We start from the raw sequence: 21,159 nt of genomic DNA, 5'->3' as shown, positions 1-21,159 counted from the left end.
AAAGGCCACAAAATTGGATTTTTTGGTTTCCTGACTGGGATAATTGGGTATTTGACGATCAAATATTTATCCGAATCTTTCGGATTTTTCCTGATATATCTGGGATTCGTTCTGTCACTCTGCGGTATCGTCATGGTGTGGATTAATATCCTTGCCAAGAATGACTCCAACTGATGTGCCATACGGTGGCGGGCCAAAGCTGCGGGATGCCTGCCTATTTTACCCGCTGCTTTTCCAGCTTGCGCGCCAGGGTGCGCCGGTGCATGCCCAACCTTCTCGCCGTTTCCGAGATATTGAAATCCGTCTCGGCCAGCATTTCGTGGATGCGTTCCCATTCCAGGGTCTTGATGTTGGTGGCGCGGTTCGTCAGTTCGATGTCGGCGTTGCCGGCCACGTGGCCGAAGGCCGCTTCGATGTCGTCCGTGTTCGACGGTTTCGCCAGGTACTGGCAGGCGCCCAGCTTGATGGCTTCGACGGCCGTGCCGATGCTGGCGTAACCGGTGAGCACGACGATCAGCATCTCCGGGTCGTGCTGGTGCAGCATCTGCACGCAAGCCAGGCCGGAGGTATTGCCGTTGAGTTTTAAATCGACGACGGCGTAGTCGGGGCAATGCTGTTCCAGCAAGGCGCTCGCTTCATCGAAATTCGTGGCCAGGATGACCTGGTAGCCGCGCCGTTCGAACGAGCGGCCCAGGGTGCGGGCAAACGCGGCGTCGTCTTCCACGATCAGTAACAGACGGTCATCCTGCATGGTGGTCGCTTTCTCTTTCCAGTTTGATGGCCGCCAGCGGCAAGGCCAGGTGCACCACCGCCCCGCCCTGCACCCTGTTGCGCGCCGTCACCGTACCGCCCAAGGTACGCGCGACATTCACCACCAGGAACAGGCCGAGGCCGCCGCCGGGCTTGCCCTTGCTGCTCTGGTACGGTTTGCCCAGGTGCGTCAGCATCGACGGCTCGAAGCCGGGGCCCGCATCGGTGATGACCAGGTGCAAGGCATCCGCTTCGCGCGTCGCTTCGAAGCGCAGCCAGTCGGGCGACGCTTCCAGCGCATTGTCGAGCACATTGCAGATGGTTTGTTTCAGGGTCGAATCGAAAACGACGGGCACGTCGTGCTCGATGCGGTTATCGTACTCGAAATCCTGGATAGGCCGGCTGGTGCGCCACTCGTCGACCAGGTCGTTGAGGAAGGTGTTGATCGTCGTCTTGACGGACGATTCGCCGCGCGCCTCGCCCGCCGACAGCAAGATGCCGCTGACGATGCTCTTGCAGCGCTGCAATTGCGCCTGCATTTCCGTGATTTCTTCCAGCAATTCGCTGTTCTTGCTCAATTCCGGCATGCGGCGCCAGTCGCCGAGGATGACGGACAGGGTCGCCAGCGGCGTGCCCAGCTCGTGCGCGGCGCCCGAAGCCAGCAAGCCCATGCGGATGATGTGCTCTTCTTCCGCCGCGCGCTGGCGCAAGTCGGCCACCTTGGCGTCGCCGGCGCGCTGGTTGCGGTTGATGCGCGTAATAAACACCACCAGCAAGGCGGCGTTCAGGATGAAACAGATCAGCAAGCCTTGCACGTACAGGCTGGAAAAGCCCCGTTCCGGGTCGATCGGCAGGATCAAGGGGCCGGGCAGCAAGGCCAGGCCCGCCAGGCACAGGCTGGTAATGGCCACCATGATCCAGGTCGACCACACTTCCAGCAGGACGGCGCTGAGGATGACTTGCAACAAGTACAGGAAGGCAAACGGGTTGCTGATGCCGCCGCTCAGGTAGAGCTGGGCCGTCAGCACGGTGACGTCGACCAGCAGAGCGAGGAACAGGGCCGTGTTGGACACGGGCTGGCGCTCGTGCCAGCGCAGCAGGCTGGCTAAATTAAAAGCGATGAGGCAGGACAGCACTTCGAGCATGTAGGGCACGGGCAAGGCGATGCCCAGTCCCACGCCCACGCCGAAGATCGTGCTGATCTGGCCGATCACGGCCAGCCAGCGCAGCTGGATCAGCAGCTTCATGTTCTGGTGGCCGGCCGGATGTTCCATCTCGGCCGCCACCGCACCGCGTTCTAGCACCTCGCGGTTGGGCAGGATCTCAATCCTGCCCGGCATGGTCGCTTTCTTGCGATAGATCAAGGTGCTGTTGGGACAAGCTGGCCTTGCGCGCGCGGCGACGTTTGTCTTCGCGCACGATCCACCAGCTGATACCGGCTACCATCAAGGCCAGGGTGAACCACGTCAAGGCATACACGAGGTGGCTGTTGTGGAAGGAAATCACGGTCAGCCCGCCGACGGGGGCGTCCGCAGCCGTTTCCGACTTTGCCTTCGCATCGACAAAGTATGGCGCCACGTTGCTCAGCATGTGCGAGGCGCCGATGGCGGCCACGTCGCGCGAATACCAGTGCTGCGTGGCAGGACTGTTTTCGCGCAGGAAACCGCCGCCCGTCTCGCTGACGCGCAGCAAGCCGTCCACGTGGACGATGCCGGCCGGCGTGCTGGCGGCGATGCCTTCGCGTTTCGGCACGAAGCCGCGGTTGATCAGCACGGTGCTGCCATCGGCCAGGCGCAAGGGCGTCACCAGCCAGTAACCGCTGCCCAGTGCCGTCGTTGCTTGCACCAGGGTATTGAAAATGGGGAGATACGTACCGGAGAGTCGCACATGGCGGTATTCATCCGTTTGCTGCGCGACACTGGCCCAGGCTGCGGGTCCAGGCGCGTCCGTTGCGGGCGCATGTACGCGTTGTTCGACGCGCTCGATCAGGTCAAGCTTCCAGAACAGGCGCTTGACTTGCCAGGTGCCCAGGGCACAGAAACCGGCAAATAAGATCCCCGCCAGCAAGGCCAGTGCAATTTTCGAATAATGCACAGCCATGCCGCGTGGGCCTGGCGCGGCATCTTGCGATGCGGCGCCAGGGGCGCGCCCGGTGTTGCTTGGGCGCGTATTACTCATCATGGAGCCGTTTTCGTATGCATGTACTCAGGCATCAGATCCGGCATCATGTTGTGGTTCATGTGGTACATGACCCACAGGGAACCGGCCATGGCAATACCCACGATCATGATCGTGAAGATCAGCGCCATCATGTTCCAGCCGCCTTCGGACTTGGTGTTCATGTGCAGGAAGTACACCATGTGTACCACGACTTGAACAGCCGCGAACGCCAGCAGGACCAGGCCCATGGTGCCCGAGTTGGTGATGGCTTTCGTCATCACCAGCCAGAACGGAATGGCCGTCAGGATCACCGACAGGATGAAGCCGATGGTATAGCTTTTCAGGCTGCCATGATCGTGATCGTCATGGTGGTGGCTATCGCCGTGTGTGTGGTGGTCGCTCATGGCAGCACTCCCATCAGGTAGACAAAGGTGAAGACGCCGATCCAGATGACGTCCAGGAAATGCCAGAACAGCGACAGGCACATCATGCGACGGCCGTTTTCCGGGGTCAGACCATGCTTGTTCAACTGGAACATCAGGGTCACGAGCCAGATCACGCCGAACGTCACGTGCAAGCCGTGGGTACCGACCAGGGCGAAGAACGACGACAGGAACGCGCTGCGCTGCGGACCGGCGCCTTCGTGGATCAGATGAATGAATTCATACATTTCCAGCGACAGGAAGGCCAGGCCGAACAGGCCCGTGATACCCAGCCAGACCAGGGTGCTGCGCAATTGCTTGCGCTGCATGGTCAGCATGGCGAAGCCGTAGGTGATCGACGACAACAGCAGCATGGCCGTGTTGACGGCCACCAGCGGCAGGTCGAACAGCGCGGCGCCCGTCGGGCCGTCCGCGTAGCTGCGGCCGACCACGGCGTACGTGGCGAACAGACAGGCGAAGATCAGGCAATCGCTCATCAGGTAGAGCCAGAAACCCAGCAGACTGCCGTTTTCCGGGTGGTGCTCGCGCACAAAGTAGCTGCGCGTGCTTGGTGCGGCGCCAGCGGCGCCGGTGTTATGGGCGATGGTATCAGACATGGCTGCTCAGCAATTTAGTATAAGCGTCTTCGGTACGGACCACTTCTTCCGCAGGAATGTAGTAATCGCGCTTGTAGTTAAAGGTATGGACGATGATGGTGACCATCATGATCACGAAGCCAACGCTGGCGACGAGCCACATTTGCCAGATCAGGCCAAAACCGACCAGTGCGGACAGTGCGGCGATAACGAAACCAGCCCAGGTGTTCTTCGGCATGTGGATCTTCGTGAAACCGGACGTCGGACGCTGGTAACCGTGTTTCTTCATGTCGGTCCATGCATCGAGTTCGTGCACTTGCGGCGTGAAGGCGAAATTATAGTCTGGCGGTGGCGACGACGTCGACCATTCCAGCGTACGGCCGCCCCATGGGTCGCCGGTCACGTCGCGCAGGGCGTGACGGTTGCGGTAGCTGACGAAGAACTGGATCAGCATGGACGCGATGCCCAGTGCGATCGAGACGGCACCAAACCAGGCGATGATGGTCCAGATTTGCAGCGATGGATCTTCAAAGTGGTTGACACGACGGGTCACGCCCATCAGGCCCAGCACGTACAGCGGCATGAAGGCCAGGTAGAAGCCGACGAACCAGAACCAGAACGAGCACTTGCCCCAGAACGCGTCGAGCTTGTAACCGAAGGCTTTCGGATACCAGTAGTTAATCGCAGCGAAGACACCGAAGACCACGCCGCCGATAATCACGTTATGGAAGTGGGCGATCAGGAACAGGCTGTTGTGCAGCACGAAGTCCGCTGGTGGTACGGCCAGCAATACGCCGGTCATGCCGCCAATGGTGAAGGTGACCATGAAGCCGATCGTCCACAGCATCGGCAGTTCGAAGCGGATACGGCCGCGGTACATGGTAAACAGCCAGTTGAAGATCTTCGCGCCCGTCGGGATCGAGATGATCATCGTCGTGATGCCGAAGAAGGAGTTGACGCTGGCGCCTGAACCCATGGTGAAGAAGTGATGCAGCCATACCAGGTACGAAAGGATCATGATGACGCAGGTGGCGTACACCATCGAAGCGTAGCCGAACAGGCGCTTGCTGCTGAAGGTGGCAACGACTTCCGAGAACACGCCGAACAGCGGCAGGATCAGGATGTAGACCTCTGGGTGACCCCAGATCCAGATCAGGTTGACGTACATCATGGCGTTGCCGCCCAGTTCCGTCGTGAAGAAGTTAAAGCCTGCAACGCGGTCCAGCGACAGCATGGCCAGCACGGCCGTCAGCACCGGGAAGGCGGCGACGATCAGGATGTTGGTGCACAGTGCGGTCCAGGTGAAGACCGGCATTTTCATCCAGGTCATGCCTGGCGCGCGCATCTTGACGATGGTGGCGATCAGGTTGACACCGGACAATAGCGTCCCGACCCCGGCAATCTGCAAGGACCATATGTAATAGTCTACCCCCACGTCCGGACTGCCGACGATGCCCGACAGCGGTGGATATGCCAGCCAGCCCGTGCGGGCGAATTCGCCGACGAACAGCGAAGCCATGACCAGGGCGGCGCCCATGGTGGTCATCCAGAAGCTGAAGTTGTTAAGGAAAGGGAAAGCCACGTCGCGCGCGCCGATTTGCAGCGGCACCACGTAGTTCATCAGACCCGTCACGAAAGGCATCGCGACGAAGAAGATCATGATCACGCCGTGGGCGGTGAAGATCTGGTCGTAGTGATGCGGCGGCAGGAAGCCGGCATTGTCGCCAAAGGCGATCGCCTGCTGGGTGCGCATCATGAGCGCGTCGGCAAAGCCGCGCAGCAGCATGACCAGGCCCAGGATCATGTACATGATACCGATTTTTTTATGGTCGATACTGGTAATCCAGTCGCGCCACAGGGTACCCCAGACGCGGAAATACGTCAGTGCCGCAACGAGTGCGATACCGCCCAGGGCGACCATTGCAAAGGTCGCCAGCAGGATAGGTTCGTGAAATGGAATTGCATCCCAAGTCAGACGGCCGAATATAAGCTTCGTCAGATCAATATGGTCTAGCATTGTTACTCTCAGAGAAAAAAGGGAGGCGCCAGGCAAGCGGCGCCAGTATCTGCAGCGCAATGCGCTGCGGGATTCATGCAGTCGTTACTTGGCTTGAACGCCCTTTTCAACTACTGCATCGCTAGCGACTACTGCCGTTACGGCCGCTACCGGGCTATTTGCCATCGTCAATTTGTATGGCTCGACCGGCGTCACGCACAGAGCGTCGGAAACGATGGTGCGGTTCAGAATTGCCTTGTACAGATCGCTAGGTACGGCGCTGTAGCGGCGGACCGGGTCGCGTTCGCTAGGCTGGGCCAGCGACAGGTAGTCGTCGCGGTTCAGCGCGCCGCCACCGGCACGTGCCGATTCCACCCATTTGTCGAAGTCCGCATCATTCACGCCGTGGAACTTGAAGCGCATGCCCGAGAAACCGGCACCGCTGTAGTTGGCGGAAAAGCCCTTGTAGACGCCAGGCTTGTTGATGACGGCATTCAACTGCGTTTCCATGCCAGGCATGGCGTAGATCTGACCTGCCAGTGCGGGGATGAAGAACGAGTTCATGACGGACGACGCGGTGATCTTGAAGCGGATCGGACGATCGACTGGCGCGTACAGTTCATTCACGGAAGCGATGCCTTGTTCCGGGTAGATGAACAGCCATTTCCAGTCCAGCGCCACGACTTCGACGATCATCGGCTTGTGGCTGGCAGGAATCGGACGGTTGGCGTCGATGCGGCTCAGCGGACGATAAGGATCGAGGGTGTGGGTGCTGATCCAGGTCAGCAGGCCCAGCACGATGATGATCAGCAGGGGCGCGCCCCAGATGATCAGCTCGAGGCGAGTCGAGTGGTCCCAGTCCGGCTCGTATTTGGCCGCGGTGTTGTTTTTTCTATAGCGCCATGCGAAAAGCAGGGTCAGGGCGATTACCGGAACGATAATCAACAGCATCAGCAATGTCGAGATGACAATCAGATTGCCTTGCTGAACTGCGATGTCTCCGGACGGATTCAGTACCACCGTATTGCAACCAGCCAACAATGCGAGAGGTAAAAGAAGCAGTCCGCGACGAACTTTTAATGAAAACATACAGGAAAGTCCAGTACAGGGGATGAAGATATGGTACTGTATTCTCACTGGAGCGCGTTGGCAATTGGACGTTTTGTCCTACCCCTTGCTCGGATTTTCACTCGGTAGTTGCGGAGTTTTCCTACAGCTATCTATTGAATAGTCCTACTCCGGGCGTGAGACACCCGGGGTATGTTACGCGTTGGCCGAACTCGAAACTATATTGGAGACGATCATCATGTCCAGCACGCGCATACACAGCGGGGATGTACCCGCCGACTTTTCCCCTCACTCCCTGCGCGACGCAAGCGGGGCCGGCACGGTCGAATCGCATATCGACCCCGGTGAGATCGCCGTCGGCGTGATCATCGGCCGCGCTTCCGAATACTTCGACTTCTTTGTCTACGCCATCGCTTCGGTGCTGGTGTTTCCGCGCGTCTTCTTCCCGTTTGAAGAGCGCCTGGAAGGGACTTTATATGCCTTCCTGATTTTCTCGTTCGCCTTCATCGCCCGTCCGTTCGGCACCGTGATCTTCATGGAGATCCAGCGCCGCATGGGGCGCAGCGCCAAGCTAACCTTCGCTCTCTTCCTGCTGGGCGTGTCGACGGCCGGCATCGCTTTCCTGCCCACGTATTCCCACCTGGGTTTTGCCGCCATCATCTGGCTGTCCGTGCTGCGCATCGGCCAGGGCGTGGCGCTGGGCGGTTCGTGGGATGGCTTGCCGTCGCTGCTGGCCCTGAACGCGCCGGAAAACAAGCGGGGATGGTACGCCATGCTGGGCCAGCTGGGCGCGCCCGCCGGCTTCCTGATCGCCGCCGGCCTGTTCTGGTTCATGCTGACCACCCTGACGGATGAAGACTTCCTCGATTGGGGCTGGCGTTATCCTTTCTATGTCGCCTTCGCCATCAACGTGGTGGCCCTGTTTGCCCGTCTGCGCCTGGTGTCGACGAATGAATATGCGCGCCTGCTCGACGAACGCGAACTGCAGCCCGTGAGCGTGTTTGAAATGAGCCGCGGCCAGGGCCGCAACGTGCTGATCGGCGCCCTCGCCGCGCTGGCCAGCTATGCGCTGTTCCACCTGGTGACCGTGTTCCCGCTGTCGTGGATTTCCGTCTACCAGACTCGCTCCGCGCCAGACTTCCTGCAAATCCAGATGCTGGGCGCCGTGCTGGCCGCCGTCGGCGTGGTGATTTCCGGCTTGCTGGCCGATAAAGTGGGCCGCCGCACCACCCTGGGCGTGCTGGCCGTGCTGATCGCCATCTTCAGCGCCTTCGTGCCGACCCTGATGGGCGGCGGCAATACGGGCCAGGACGTGTTCATCCTCGTGGGCTTCAGCCTGCTGGGCTTGTCCTACGGCCAGGCAGCCGGCGCCGTGACGGCCAACTTCCCTGCCCGCTTCCGCTATACGGGCGCGGCCCTGACGTCCGACCTGGCCTGGCTGGTCGGCGCTGGCTTCGCTCCGCTGGTGGCGCTGGGCCTGTCAGCCAACTTCGGCCTCGCCTATGTCAGCTTCTACCTGCTGTCGGGCGCCGTCGCCTCGCTGGCCGCCCTGAGCCTGAACCGGGCACTGGAAATCCGCGACTGACATATATATAGTGTGCAGCGCGCACAGCACTGAAAAACGCCGGCTCCGTCCGGCGTTTTTTTCATCCCCGCGCCAGCTTGACGCCACGCTTCCTGGCCACGCTTACTGTATCGCCAGCTGCCGCCCGCCCGTGCCTTCCTTCTTCGGCAAGTCCAGCAGCAGCACGCCATTTTCATAGCGGGCCTGTGCGCCGGCTTCGTCCACCTCATGCTGCAGCACGAAGCTGCGGTATTGCTGGCCGTACTCGCGTTCGCTGCGCACGACCTTGCCGCCGCCGTCCCGCGTCACCCTTTCATTCTTGAGTTCGGCGCTGATGGAGACGCGGTTGCCATCGATGGACACCTGGATATCGTCTTTATTTACGCCGGGAATGTCCGCCTGCAACAGATAGGCTTGTTCGGTTTCGGCAATGTCGACACGCATGCGTCCATTGCCCACGTCGCGCACATGCAAGGCGGGCGCGAAAAAGTCGCGCATGAATTCTTCCATGTCGCTGAAGGGGTCGAAACGTCCCAGCGGGTGCTGCGGATCGCGGTGGATCAAATGATTGGCCATGATGTCCTCCTGCATGGGCTGGCTTGCACACGGCGGCCGCCTGCAAGGACGCCGCCACCTCCTGCATCTTAGGATGACAACAGCCAATCTCTTTGATCTGCCTCAATCGTGGCCAGCTTGATTTTCCCGCCACTTTGATCTGTGCGTTGCCTCGCCTTGCACAGGCGTGCGAGTCGGCAATTGGGCGCAAGACTGTTATGCTAGCGCACGCCATACTTGACCACCAGAAAACTTGCATTTCAATTAAAATTGATTCTTTCGCGACAGCCTTACACGGACATGATGAATACCAAGACACCGATCGATTCCTTCAGCTTTCGCCGCATCCTCGCCCGCAACGTCACCTTGCCGTTGGTCATCGGGGTCATCACGGCCCTCGTGTTCGTCGCCCTGATCGCCTACCTGCTGTCGGCCCTGCGCTCGGTCGAGCATTCCGAACGGGTGATCGGCAATGCGAACGAGGTCATGAAATTGTCCGTCGACCTGGAAACGGGCATGCGCGGCTACTTGCTGACGGGCGACGAAACGTTTTTGGCGCCATATAAATCAGGCAAGGCAAAGATCGCCGTCGAAATGAACACGCTGCTGGAACTGGTATCCGACAGCCCCATCCAGGTCGACCGGCTGCGCCGCATCCGCGCGCTGCAAGGCCAGTGGCTCGATTATGCCGAAGGCGTGATCGCCCAGCGCCGCAGCAACCAGGAATTCCTCGCGCGCGTGCGCCAGGGCGAAGGCAAGCTGGAATTTGACGAAATCCGCCGCGAATTCCTCGCCTTCCTGTCCATGGAACAGCGGCTGCGCCAGGAACGGGCCGATACGGCCGAAAGCCGCACCATGCTGGCCGTGGTGGTCTTCCTCATCCTCAGCCTGGGATTGTCGGGCTTGCTCGCCTACCTGGGACGGCGCGAACTGCTGCGCCTGTCCGACATCTACAACGATGCGCTCGAGCAGCGCGGCAAGGATAACGACGTGCTGCAGGAGCAGGCGTGGCTGCGCACGGGGCAGACGGAATTGGCGGCCCACACGAGCGGCCAGCTGGGCTTGCCGCAACTGGGACGGCACGTGCTGGACTTCCTGGCCCACCGCCTCGACGTGGCCGTCGCCACCCTGTACGTCGTCGACGAGGATGGCAGCCTGCGCCGCACGGCCGTGTACGGCTTCAGCGACCAGGGCGTGAAGGACAAGCCTGTCTTCAAGCTGGGCGAAGGCCTGGTGGGCGAGACGGCGCGCGAAAAGCGCCTCAAGCATGTGCAGCAAGTGCCCGAGAATTACCTGACCGTGACGTCGAGCCTGGGCCACGGCACGCCGCTGGAACTGGTCTTGACGCCCGTCAATAACGAAGGCGTTGTCAACGGCGTCATCGAACTGGGCTTCACGCATCCCGTCAGTGCCCGCGCCAAGGAATGGCTGAACCTGATTGCCGCGAATGTCGGCACGTCGCTGGAAGCGGCCCTGTACCGCCAGCGCCTGCAAAATGTGCTGGAAGAAACCCAGCAATTGAATGAAGAACTGGAAGTGCAGCAGGAAGAATTGCGCACGGCCAATGAAGAACTGGGCGAGCAGTCGCGCGTGCTGGAACAGTCGCAAGCCCACTTGGAAGAGCAAAAGGCGGCACTGGAACAGTCGAACGAGCAGCTGGCCGTGCAGGCGCTGTCGCTGGACCAGAAAAACATGGCCATCGGCGAAGCCCATGCACAGCTGGAAGCGCGCGCCGAAGAGCTGCAGCGGGCCAGCCGCTATAAATCCGAATTCCTGGCGAACATGTCGCACGAACTGCGCACGCCGTTGAACAGTTCGCTCATCCTGTCGAAGCTGCTGTCGGACAATACCAGCGGCAACCTGACGCCGGAGCAAGTGACGTTTGCGCAAACCATTTATTCGGCCGGCAACGATTTGTTGACCCTCATCAACGATATCCTCGACATTTCCAAGGTCGAGGCGGGCAAGCTGGAATTGACGCCGGAAGCCGTGCCCTTCGACGAACTGCTCAGCAGCATGAAGATGCTGTTCGGCGCCCAGGCGCAGCAAAAGAAACTCGTTTTAGACGTCAAGGTGGCGCCGGACGCCCCGCCATCGTTTGTCAGCGACCGCCAGCGCTTGGAGCAAATCCTGAAAAACCTGCTGTCGAACGCCATCAAGTTTACCGATACGGGCAGCGTATCGCTGCATGTGAGCACCGCTGCGGCCGGCCAGGTGCGCTTCCAGGTGCAGGATACGGGCATCGGCATCGCCGGCGACCAGCAGCACAAGATTTTCGACGCCTTCCACCAGGCCGACGGCACCACAAGCCGCCGCTACGGCGGCACGGGCCTGGGCCTGTCGATTTCGCGCGACCTGGCAGCCTTGCTCGGTGGCAGCATCGAGCTGGCCAGCACGCCCGGCCAGGGCAGCACGTTCACCCTCGTGCTGCCGGCCGTCATGCCGGAACGCGCGGCGGAAGCGGCCACCGTGCCCGCCGCCGCGCCGCAGGCGCCCGCCAGAATCGCGGCCGCCGCGCCCAAGGCGGCGCCTGCCGCCAAGCCCGTGCCGCTGCCCACCTTCGAGGATGACAGGAATAGCGTGCCCGCAGCCAAGACGGGCCAGCGTTCCGTGCTGGTGATCGAGGATGAGCCGTCGTTCGCGGGCATCTTGTTCGACCTCGCGCATGAAATGCAATACCGCTGCCTGGTGGCGCACGGCGCCGACGAAGGCTTGCGCCTGGCGCAAGAATTCCTGCCCGACGCCATCCTGCTCGACATGGGCTTGCCGGACCGCCCGGGCTTGCTGGTCTTGCAGCAGCTCAAGGAAAACCCGCTGACGCGCCACATTCCCGTGCACATCGTCTCCGGCAACGACCAGATGCAGGAAGCCATGCAATTGGGCGCCATCGGCTACGCCACCAAGCCGCGCACGCGCGAGCAGCTGAAGGAAGTGTTCCGCAAGCTCGAATCGAAGTTTACGCAAAAGATGAAGCGCATCCTGCTGGTCGAGGACGACGAACGCCAGCGCGAAAGCGTGGTGCACCTGATCAGCGACGACGACGTGGAAATCACGGCCGTGGCGCTGGGCGAACAGGCGCTGGAATTGCTGAAAACACAGATTTTCGACTGCATGATCATCGACCTCAAGTTGCCCGATATCCAGGGCAACGAATTGCTCGAACGCATGGAACATGAAGAGTTGTGCTCATTCCCGCCCGTCATCGTCTACACGGGCCGCAACCTGAGCCGCGAGGAAGAAGCGGACCTGATGAAGTATTCGCGCTCCATCATCATCAAGGGTGCCCGCTCGCCCGAACGCCTGCTCGACGAAGTCACCCTCTTCCTGCACAAGGTGGAATCGGAACTGTCGAGCGAGCGCCAGGGCATGCTGCAGCAGGTGCGCAGCCGCGAGCGCGTGTTTGAAGGGCGCAAGATCTTGCTGGTGGACGACGACGTGCGCAATATCTTTGCCCTGACGAATGCGCTGGAACAGAAAGGCGTGGTGGTGGAAATCGGCCGCAACGGCTTCGAAGCCATCAGCAAGCTCAACAGCGTGGACGATATCGACCTCGTATTGATGGATGTCATGATGCCGGGCATGGATGGCCTGGAAGCGACGCGCTTGATCCGCGCCGACGGCCGCTACAACAAGCTGCCCATCATCGCCATCACGGCCAAGGCCATGAAAAATGACCAGGAAGAATGCCTGCAGGCGGGCGCATCCGATTACTTGGCCAAGCCGATCGACCTGGACCGTTTGTATTCGCTGCTGCGCGTGTGGATGCCGAAGATGGAACGCATGTGATGACACGCCATGCCCGGGAGCGGCGCTGATGTCCCTGCGCACCACGGACGCGCAACTACAGACGCTGATGGAGGCAATCTATCAGCGCTACAGCTATGATTTCCGCGACTACTCTTTACCCTCGCAGCGGCGGCGCCTGCATCAGGCGCTCGAACGCCTGCATTGCGCCGACTTGCCCGCCTTGCAGCAGCTGGTGCTGGACGATGCCGCCGCCTTTGGCAAGCTGCTGCAGATTTTGACCGTGCCCGTCACGCAAATGTTCCGCGACCCGGCGTTTTTCCGCGCCTTGCGCGAACAGGTGGTGCCCGTGCTGAAAACCTATCCGTCGCCGACCATCTGGGTGGCCGGCTGCTGCACGGGCGAGGAAGCGCTGTCGCTGGCCATCCTGCTGCACGAGGAAGGCTTGCTCGAACGCAGCACGATTTACGCCACGGACATCAATCCGCAAGCGCTGGCCACGGCCGCGCGCGGCGTGTATCCGCTGCACCGGCTCGATGAGTACGGCGCCAACTACCTGGCCGCGGGCGGCCTGGGCCAGCTGGCCGACTACTACACGGCCGAGCATGCGACGGCGCGTTTCCAGCAGCGCCTGCTCGACAGGATCAACTTTGCCGACCACAGCCTGTCCACAGACAGTGTTTTTATTGAAACGCAATTGATTTGCTGCCGTAACGTGCTGATTTACTTCAACAAAACCTTGCAGGAGCGGGCCCTGGGCCTGTTCCACGACTCGCTGTGCCACCGGGGTTTCCTGGGCCTGGGCAGCAAGGAAAGCACGCATTTCACCCGCTTTGCCGCCGAATTCGAGCCATTGCCGGGTCCCGAAAAGCTCTACCGCAAGCGTGCGACGTCGCACGCCGCTTCCCACTACGCTGGACGGCAAAGCCATGCCAGGAATGAAACATGATGAATGAAACAAGCACCAAACTGCTGATCGTCGACGACTTGCCGGAAAACTTGCGCGCGCTAAATGCGCTGATACGCGAGAGCGACCGCAGCGTCTACCAGGCATCCTCGGGCGAAGAAGCGCTGGCCCTGCTGCTGGAACACGATTTCGCGCTGGCCATCCTCGACGTGCAAATGCCGGAAATGGATGGCTTTGAGCTGGCGCAATTGATGCGCGGCACGGAAAAGACGCGCCACATCCCCATCGTCTTCGTCACGGCGGCCGGCAAGGAAATGAATTTCGCCTTCCAGGGCTATGAAAGCGGCGCCGTCGATTTCCTGCACAAGCCGCTCGACATCAACGCCGTGCAAAGCAAGGTCAACGTCTTCGTCGCCCTGCACCAGCAGCGCAGCGAAACGCGGCGCCAGGTGCAGGCGCTCGAGCACAGCCGCCAGCAGCAGGAAGCGCTGCTGAAGGAATTGCGCGCCACCCAGGCGGAACTGCAGCGTTCGCTGCGCTTGCGCGACGAATTCATGTCCATGGTGGCGCACGAGCTGCGCACGCCGCTGAACACGCTGTTCCTGGAAACGCAGATGCGCACCGTCAACCTGGAACGGGGCAACCTGGCCGCCTTTGAACCGGAAAAGCTGGGCAAGATGGTGGCGCGCGACGGGCGGCAAATCCGCAGCATGGTGCGCCTGATCGACGACATGCTCGACGTGTCGCGCATCACCAGCGGCAAGCTGTCGATCCGCCGCGAAGCCGTCGACCTGACCAGCCTGGTACGCCGCGTGGCGGACGACCTGGTACCGTATGCGGCCGCCGCCGGCAGCGTGCTGGAAGTGCTGGCATTCGAACCCATCCAGGGTTACTGGGACGCCTTCCGCGTCGAACAGATCGTTGTCAACCTGATCAGCAATGCCGTGCGCTACGGCCAGGGCCAGGCCGTGGAAATCAGCCTGGCGCACACGCAGAACAGCGCCGTCATCGAAGTGCGCGACCATGGCATCGGCATCAACGCGCGCGACCAGGAACGCATCTTCGACGCCTTCGAGCGCGTCATCCACCAGGACCGCACGGGCGGCCTGGGCCTGGGCCTGTTCATCACCAAGCAGCTGGTCGATGCGCACGGCGGCGCCATCACCCTGCAAAGCCAGCCCGGCAATGGCGCCCTGTTCAGCGTCACCCTGCCGCTGGCCGGCAGCTGAGGCCCGCATGAGCAGCACTCCTGCCACCAGCAGCCAGGCCGGCGCCAGCGGCGTGGCGTTCCTGCTGCAACTGGAACGCCGGCTGCGCCTGCTGCAAGACACGGGCGAGATCCTCGCCCTGTCGGCCCAGCTGCTGGGCCAGCGCCTGGGCGCCCAGCAAGTGGCGTGTTTCGATATTGACCAGGTCCTGCAGTGCCCCACCCTGCAGCATGCGTGGAGCGATGGCCTGGCGCCGGGCGCCGCCGGCGAATATTTCCTCGGCGATTGCGCGGCAGGCCTGTCCGAGGCGCTTGCCGCGGGCCAGGCGCTGGCCGTCAGCGACGTGATGAATGACCCGCGCACGGCCCAGCCCGCCGCGCAAGCCACGTTTGCGCGCCTGGGCATCCGTGCCTTCCTGAACATTCCCATTGCCAAGGATGGCCAGCTGGCGGCCCTGTTCGTCGTGCACAGCCGCGCGGCCCGCCTGTGGCATGCGGACGAGATCGAACTGGCCGTGCAAGTGTCGGAGCGGGTCTGGTCGACCATTTTGCGGGCCCAGGCGGAAGCGCGCCTGCGCGCCCTCAGTGCCAGCATGGAAACGCAGGTGGCCGAGCGCACGCGCGAATTCGGCCGCACCTGGAACGTCAGCCCCGACTTGCTGGGCGTGCTCAACCTCGACGGCTATTTCGAATACTCGAACCCCGCCTGGCAAGCCACCCTGGGCTGGTCGGCAGAGGAAATCCGCACGACGAAATTCCTCGAACTGATCCATCCGGACGACTTGCCGCGCACCCACGCGGCCTGGGATGCGGCCAACCAGGGCCAGCCCGCCTTGCGTTTCGAAAACCGCTACCGCCACAAGCTGGGCGGCTGGCACTGGCTGTCGTGGGTGGCCGTGCCCGAAGGCGACAAGGTGTATTGCAGCGCGCGCGACATCACCGTGGAAAAGAAGCTGGAAGCGGACCTGGCCGCGCGCAACAGCGAGCGCGAGCGGCTATGGCGCAGCGCGCAAGACTTGATGGTGGCCATCGATGGCGAAGGCTGCTTTGCCGCCGTCAACCCGGCCGCCGGCGCCATCCTGGGCTGGTTGCCCGAGGAAATGCTGGGCCGCAGCATCTTCGACTTCGTGCTGCCCGAGGATGCCGCCGCCACGCGCGAGGCCTTGCTGCAAGTGGGCAAGGAGTCCATGCCCAGCTTTGAAAACCGCTACCGGCACCGCGATGGCGGCCACCGCTGGCTGTCGTGGGTGGCGGCAATCGAAGGCGACCTGGTGTTTGCCACCGGACGCCACGTCACCCTGGAAAAGGAAGCGCAGAATACCTTGCGCCGCATGCAGGAATCGTTACGCCACAGCGAGATGGCCCTGCTGCAATCGCAAAAGCTCGAAGCGCTGGGCAAGCTGACGGGCGGCGTGGCCCACGACTTCAATAACGTGCTGCAAATTATCTCGGGCAATTTGCAATTGCTGCAGCTGGGCCTGGACAACGACCCGCTGGCCGCCAAGCGCATCGCCAGCGCCTCGGCCGCCGTGGAACGGGGCGCCAAGCTGTCGGCCCAGTTGCTGGCCTTTGCGCGGCGTCAACCGCTAAAACCGCTGGTGACGGACCTGGCGCAACTGCTGCGCGCGACGGAAGAGCTGCTGCGGCGCGCCACCGGCGAAACCATCGAAACGCGCTTGCTGCTGGCCGACGACTGCTGGCGCGCCCTGGTCGATCCGCACCAGCTGGAAAACGTCATCCTCAACCTGGCCATCAACGCGCGCGACGCCATGGAAGGCGAGGGCCAGCTGACCATCGAACTCAGCAACAGCGTGCTGGGCAGCGACTACGCGGCGCGCCATGCGGACGTGGCGCCCGGCGACTACGTGCAGCTGGCCGTCTCCGACACAGGCACGGGCATTCCCGCAGAACTGCTGGACAAGATTTTCGAGCCGTTCTTCACGACCAAGAAAGAAGGCGAAGGCACGGGCCTGGGTTTGAGCATGGCGTACGGCTTCCTGCGCCAGAGCGGCGGCCACCTGACGGTGGACAGCCTGCCGGGCCATGGCAGCACCTTCCGCATCTATCTGCCGCGCTCGCTCGAAGCGGAAACGGAACTGCCGCTGCAACTGGGCGGCCCCGTGCTGGGCGGCAAGGAAACCATCCTCGTCGTGGAAGACGACGTGCAGGTGCAGACGACGGTGGTGGACATGTTGCGCGGCCTCGGCTATGCCGTGCTGCGTGCCAGCGATGGCGAAAGCGCGCTGGCCATCATCGGCAGCGGCGTGCCCATCGACCTGCTGTTTACGGATGTGGTGATGCCAGGCAAGGTGGCCAGCACGGCGCTGGCGCGCCAGGCCCGCGTGCTGCTGCCGCAGCTGGCCGTGCTGTTCACCTCGGGCTATACGCAGGACGCCATCATGCAGGGCGGGCGGCTGGAACCGGGCGTGGAATTGTTGAGCAAGCCATACCGACGCGAAGACCTGGCGCGGCGCATCCGCCACTTGCTGGCGAATGGCCGCCACGTGACGGCCCTGCACCAGTACCGCGCACAGCTGTCGCCGCAGCCGGCAACAGCGCCGCCGGCAGGCCGCCATATCCTTCTGGTGGAAGACAATGCGGACGCGCGCGCCATGACGGGCGACCTGCTGTCCATGCTGGGACACACGGTGCTGGCCGTGGGCACGGCCGAGGAAGCCTTGCCCCTGCTGGACACGCCGGGGCTGGACCTGCTGCTGACCGATATCAGCCTGCCCCGGATGTCGGGCGCCGAGCTGGCCGAACTGGTGGCGCGCGAGCATCCGCGGCTGGAAGTGGTGTTTTCCACGGGCCATGCGCCGGCCAATTCCGGCGTGCTGGACCCGCAAGCGCGCTTCCTGGTGAAACCATTTACCGTCGAGCAATTGCAGCAAGCCTTGCTGCCGACAGGCTAGTAAACGTCGAGCCGGCGCGCCTTCAGTGCGCCGGCCAGCTCTTCCAGGCCAAACGGCTTGCGCAGGAAGCGCGCGCTGGCGTCCTGCATCAGGCTGGCGCCCCAATCATGCCCGGAAGCAAATACCACGTCCAGCTGCGGCCAATGCGCGCGCGCATGGCGCGCCAGTTCCAGGCCGGACATGGTGGGCAGGCTGATGTCCGTCACCAGCACGTCCAGGCCCGGCAAGGCCAGCAGGGGCAAGGCTTCCTCGGCGCTGGACACGCCGTGCACGGTGTGGCCCAGCATATTGAGCATTTCCGTCGTCATTTCGCGCGCATCGTCATTGTCTTCCACCAGCAGGATGCGCCGCCCGGACGGGTCCGGTGCGCCGACCAGGCGGCGGTCGGCCAGCACGTGGCGGATGCGCCGCGCCAGGTCTTCGCGCTGATAGGGTTTGCTCAACAATTCGACGCCCGGATCCAGCCGCCCGCCCTGCATGATGGCGTTGTGCGTATAGCCCGAAGTAAACAAGACGGCCAGTTCCGGCAGCAGCAGCCTGGCTTGCTGCGCCAGTTCCTTGCTGCTGACGGGGCCCGGCATGACGACGTCCGTAAACAGCAGGTCGATGGCCACGCCCGTGCCCAGCAGGGCCAGGGCCGAGGCGCCGTCATCCGCATGCAGCACGTCGTAACCGAGACCGCGCAGCATGTCGACCACCGTATGTTGCACTGGAGCATCGTCTTCCACCACGAGGATGGTCTCGCTGCCGCCCAGCACGGGACCCGTCAGGCCCGGCGGCGGCTCGGCCAGCGTTTCCAGCGAACGGGGCAGATAAATCTTGAACGTCGTGCCGGCGCCCGGCGCGCTGTGCACCTTGATGTGGCCCGCGCTCTGGCGGATGAAGCCGTAGGCCATGGACAGGCCCAGGCCCGTGCCCTCGCCTTCGCGCTTGGTGGTGAAGAAGGGCTCGAAGATCTGGTCGATCACGTCGCGCGTCATGCCGTGGCCCGTGTCGGTGATGGTCAGCAGCACGTATTGCCCTTCCAGCACGTCGGCATGCAGGCTGGCGTAGTCCGCATCGAGCGTGACATTGCTCAAGGTAAAAGTGAGGCGCCCGCCCTTGTCCATCGCGTCGCGCGCGTTGATGGCCATGTTCAGCAGCACGTTTTCCATCTGGTTCGGGTCGACCAGGGTATGCCACAAGCCTTCGCTGATGAAGGTTTCCTCGGCAATCGCTTCGCCCAGGGCGCGGCGGATCAGCTCATGCATGCGGCGCAGCAAGCGCCCCAGGTCCGTCACCAGCGGCCGCAAAGGTTGACGCCGCGCAAAGGCCAGCAGTTGCGACGACAGCTTGGCGCCCCGCTCGACGGCCGAGGCGGCCGAAGCGAGGCGCCTGGCCGCCTGCGGATTGTCGGCCACGGTCAGCTTCAGCAACTGCAAATTGCCCGAGATAATTTGCAGCACATTATTGAAATCGTGGGCCACGCCGCCCGTCAGCTTGCCGATCGATTCCAGCTTCTGTGCCTGCAATAAAGCTTGCTCGCTGCGCACCAGTGCCAGCCGCGCCTCCTTCTCGTCCGTGACATCGCGGCCGATGGCGTGGATCAGCTTTTGCGCCGGCACGGCCGTCCAGGAAATCCAGCGGTAGCCGCCATCGCGGCGCCGGTAGCGGTTTTCCATGCGCAAGGTGGGCGCGCCGTGGGCCAGGCGCGACAAGTCCTTCAAGGCCGCCATGCGGTCGTCGGGATGCACGAGGCTGATGAAATCCATGCCCAGCGACTCGATTTCCGGCCGGTCGAGGATCTTGCTCCAGGCGGGATTGACGGCGATGATCATGCCGGCCAGGTCCGCCACCAGCATGATATCGGTCGACAGCCGCCACATGCGGTCGCGGTCGGCCGTGCGGTTGGCCATTTCCACTTCCAGCGAGGAATTCAGATAGGCCATCTTTTCCAGCACGTTCTTCTGTTCCTGCACGTCCGTATTCGTGCCCACCCAGCGCAGCACCGTGCCCGCCTCGTCGAACAGGGGCAAGGCGCGCGCCAGGAACCAGCGGTAGGCGCCGTCGCTGGCGCGGCGCATGCGGAATTCGTGTTCGTAAGCGCTGGCGGTGGCGACGGCCCGTTCCCAGCTCTTTTGCGTGGCCTGCACGTCGTCCGGATGCACGCAGTGGCGAAAACCGCTGGTGACGAGCGACTTCAGCGATTGTCCCGTGTATTCGCAGACCTGCTCGTTGACCCAGTAGGTGGCGCCGCTGCCATGCGCCAGCCAAGCCTGGTTGGGCATGGTGGAAGCGAGCGAACGGAACTGCGCTTCGCTGTCGAGCAAGGCGTTGCGCGCCTGCCAGTGTTCGTCGATATCCTCGCACGAGCCATACCATTTCGCGGGCTGGCCGCGCTCGTCTTGCCGGCAGTAGGCGCGCGAGTGCATCCAGCGGTAGCGGCCGTCTTGCCGGCGCACGCGCATTTCCTGGTCGAAAGGCTGGCCGCTGCCCACGGCTTCGCTCCAGGCCGCCAGGGAATGGGGCACGTCCTCGGGGTGGATGGCATCCAGCCAGCTGGTGCCCAGGCCGCTGCCGCCCGTCCATTCGCGCCAGCGCTGCGCCACATAATCGAGCTTGCCGTCGACGTCGGCCGTCCACAGCACTTGCGTGTTCAATTCTATGGCGTAATGAAAATGTTCGCGGCTGTCGTGCAGCGATTGTTCCAGCTGGCCCCGTTCGATGACATGCGCGGCCACGCGCGCGGCCAGCGCCAGCAATTCGGTCTCGGGTTGCGTGGGATGGCATGGCGCCTGGAAAAACAGGCCCAGCACGCCGAGGATATGTCCCTTGGCGCCAAAGACGGGGGCGACCCAGCAGGCGCGGTAGCCGTGCAGCATGGCTTCCTTGCGTCCGGCGCTCCAGTTCACGTCACGCGTGATGTCGCCGCAATACACGGGCGCGCCGGAAAAGGCCGCCGTGCCGAACGGGGATGGCTGGTCGCCGCCGTGGCGCAGGGCCAGGCACAGGTCTTGCGGCAGGCTGGGCGCGGACAGGCCGCAAAAGCGGTCGGCTTCGTCGATGAGCACGAGGCAGGCATGCGCGCCGCCCTCGGCCAGGTCTTGCAGCGCCAGCAACAAATGCTCCAATGCATGAGCCAGGTCGGCGCCGGCCGCGATGCTGCCCAGCGCAGTATGCTCGGCGTCCAGCAAGGAAAGAATGTTGTTTGCGTGCACCGTGTCGATAAGGGGAAAACTGATGCCCGAAATATACCATGGGGCACCCCTCTTGCAGGAGGAAAACAGCGCAGCGCTTGA

At 62.6% G+C, this 21,159-nt stretch carries 14 protein-coding genes; 5 read left to right on the top strand and 9 right to left on the bottom strand.

All coding sequences use genetic code 11. The features are described 5' to 3' along the window. Positions 1 to 214: 214 nt before the first annotated feature. The 7 genes from OX459_RS10325 to cyoA form a co-directional block, all read right to left on the bottom strand. On the bottom strand, positions 215 to 751 hold the full coding sequence (locus OX459_RS10325) for a response regulator transcription factor (protein WP_034788474.1): 537 nt from the start codon (positions 749 to 751) through the stop codon (positions 215 to 217). Then, positions 741 to 2,090 (bottom strand): ATP-binding protein, encoded by a 1,350-nt coding sequence (locus OX459_RS10320; protein WP_099667925.1) that lies wholly within the window; start codon positions 2,088 to 2,090, stop codon positions 741 to 743. Before OX459_RS10320 ends, OX459_RS10325 begins: the two co-directional genes overlap by 11 nt. Further along, entirely contained in the window at positions 2,074 to 2,850 is a 777-nt protein-coding gene (locus tag OX459_RS10315) for an SURF1 family protein (protein WP_289904920.1), read from the bottom strand. The genes OX459_RS10320 and OX459_RS10315 overlap by 17 nt, the downstream gene beginning before the upstream one ends. A 77-nt stretch (positions 2,851 to 2,927) precedes the next feature. Next, entirely contained in the window at positions 2,928 to 3,314 is a 387-nt protein-coding gene (gene cyoD / locus OX459_RS10310) for a cytochrome o ubiquinol oxidase subunit IV (RefSeq protein ID WP_099667923.1), read from the bottom strand. Further along, positions 3,311 to 3,949 carry a cytochrome o ubiquinol oxidase subunit III gene (cyoC, locus tag OX459_RS10305; RefSeq protein WP_086144570.1) on the bottom strand — a complete coding sequence of 213 codons (639 nt, stop codon included), beginning with the start codon at positions 3,947 to 3,949 and terminating at the stop codon, positions 3,311 to 3,313. The genes cyoD and cyoC overlap by 4 nt, the downstream gene beginning before the upstream one ends. Continuing rightward, the gene (gene cyoB / locus OX459_RS10300) at positions 3,942 to 5,945 is read right to left on the bottom strand and encodes a cytochrome o ubiquinol oxidase subunit I (RefSeq protein WP_289897856.1); all 2,004 of its coding nucleotides are present in this window, start codon (positions 5,943 to 5,945) and stop codon (positions 3,942 to 3,944) included. The genes cyoC and cyoB overlap by 8 nt, the downstream gene beginning before the upstream one ends. An 84-nt stretch (positions 5,946 to 6,029) precedes the next feature. After that, on the bottom strand, positions 6,030 to 7,013 hold the full coding sequence (cyoA, locus tag OX459_RS10295; RefSeq protein ID WP_251348654.1) for a ubiquinol oxidase subunit II: 984 nt from the start codon (positions 7,011 to 7,013) through the stop codon (positions 6,030 to 6,032). A 217-nt stretch (positions 7,014 to 7,230) separates the two neighbouring features. Here cyoA and OX459_RS10290 point away from each other — a divergent pair, with 217 nt between their 5' ends. Continuing rightward, a complete protein-coding gene (locus OX459_RS10290) occupies positions 7,231 to 8,577 on the top strand; it encodes an MFS transporter (protein WP_099667920.1) in 1,347 nt (448 codons plus the stop codon). A 102-nt stretch (positions 8,578 to 8,679) separates the two neighbouring features. On the opposite strand, the gene OX459_RS10285 is transcribed toward OX459_RS10290, so the two are convergent. Next, complete coding sequence (locus tag OX459_RS10285) at positions 8,680 to 9,132, bottom strand: Hsp20/alpha crystallin family protein (RefSeq protein ID WP_289904919.1); 453 nt, start codon at positions 9,130 to 9,132, stop codon at positions 8,680 to 8,682. Between the two features lie 282 nt (positions 9,133 to 9,414). Between OX459_RS10285 and OX459_RS10280 the strand changes: the two genes are divergently transcribed. Genes OX459_RS10280 through OX459_RS10265 form a run of 4 tightly spaced genes read left to right on the top strand, consistent with a single transcriptional unit; the run spans position 9,415 to position 17,881 of the window. Continuing rightward, a complete protein-coding gene (locus OX459_RS10280) occupies positions 9,415 to 12,897 on the top strand; it encodes a response regulator (RefSeq protein ID WP_289904918.1) in 3,483 nt (1,160 codons plus the stop codon). Positions 12,898 to 12,925: 28 nt separating this feature from the next. Next, entirely contained in the window at positions 12,926 to 13,804 is an 879-nt protein-coding gene (locus OX459_RS10275; protein ID WP_289904917.1) for a CheR family methyltransferase, read from the top strand. Then, positions 13,801 to 14,991, top strand: coding sequence for a hybrid sensor histidine kinase/response regulator (locus OX459_RS10270; RefSeq protein WP_289904916.1), 1,191 nt, complete (start codon positions 13,801 to 13,803; stop codon positions 14,989 to 14,991). Before OX459_RS10275 ends, OX459_RS10270 begins: the two co-directional genes overlap by 4 nt. A 7-nt stretch (positions 14,992 to 14,998) precedes the next feature. Next, the gene (locus OX459_RS10265) at positions 14,999 to 17,881 is read left to right on the top strand and encodes a PAS domain S-box protein (protein WP_289904915.1); all 2,883 of its coding nucleotides are present in this window, start codon (positions 14,999 to 15,001) and stop codon (positions 17,879 to 17,881) included. Here the strand turns inward: OX459_RS10265 and OX459_RS10260 are convergent. Next, positions 17,878 to 21,078: a PAS domain-containing protein gene (locus tag OX459_RS10260; protein WP_289904914.1), complete on the bottom strand. Its 3,201-nt coding sequence runs from the start codon at positions 21,076 to 21,078 to the stop codon at positions 17,878 to 17,880. The two genes, OX459_RS10265 and OX459_RS10260, sit on opposite strands and share 4 nt — an antisense overlap. Between the last annotated feature and the right edge of the window lie 81 nt (positions 21,079 to 21,159).

This window comes from Janthinobacterium sp. SUN026 (assembly GCF_030397625.1).
GTDB lineage: Bacteria > Pseudomonadota > Gammaproteobacteria > Burkholderiales > Burkholderiaceae_D > Janthinobacterium > Janthinobacterium kumbetense.
The sequence above is the reverse complement of the archived record's forward strand: the minus strand, read 5'-3'. Positions and strand labels throughout refer to the sequence as shown.

Coding starts and splice junctions, on each gene's coding strand:
- OX459_RS10280 (WP_289904918.1), top strand. CDS start 9,415: ATGAATACCAAGACACCGATCGATTCCTTCAGCTTTCGCCGCATCCTC.
- cyoC (WP_086144570.1), bottom strand. CDS start 3,949: ATGTCTGATACCATCGCCCATAACACCGGCGCCGCTGGCGCCGCACCA.
- cyoD (WP_099667923.1), bottom strand. CDS start 3,314: ATGAGCGACCACCACACACACGGCGATAGCCACCACCATGACGATCAC.
- OX459_RS10270 (WP_289904916.1), top strand. CDS start 13,801: ATGATGAATGAAACAAGCACCAAACTGCTGATCGTCGACGACTTGCCG.
- OX459_RS10285 (WP_289904919.1), bottom strand. CDS start 9,132: ATGGCCAATCATTTGATCCACCGCGATCCGCAGCACCCGCTGGGACGT.
- OX459_RS10315 (WP_289904920.1), bottom strand. CDS start 2,850: ATGGCTGTGCATTATTCGAAAATTGCACTGGCCTTGCTGGCGGGGATC.
- OX459_RS10265 (WP_289904915.1), top strand. CDS start 14,999: ATGAGCAGCACTCCTGCCACCAGCAGCCAGGCCGGCGCCAGCGGCGTG.
- cyoB (WP_289897856.1), bottom strand. CDS start 5,945: ATGCTAGACCATATTGATCTGACGAAGCTTATATTCGGCCGTCTGACT.
- OX459_RS10320 (WP_099667925.1), bottom strand. CDS start 2,090: ATGCCGGGCAGGATTGAGATCCTGCCCAACCGCGAGGTGCTAGAACGC.
- OX459_RS10325 (WP_034788474.1), bottom strand. CDS start 751: ATGCAGGATGACCGTCTGTTACTGATCGTGGAAGACGACGCCGCGTTT.
- OX459_RS10275 (WP_289904917.1), top strand. CDS start 12,926: ATGTCCCTGCGCACCACGGACGCGCAACTACAGACGCTGATGGAGGCA.
- OX459_RS10290 (WP_099667920.1), top strand. CDS start 7,231: ATGTCCAGCACGCGCATACACAGCGGGGATGTACCCGCCGACTTTTCC.
- cyoA (WP_251348654.1), bottom strand. CDS start 7,013: ATGTTTTCATTAAAAGTTCGTCGCGGACTGCTTCTTTTACCTCTCGCA.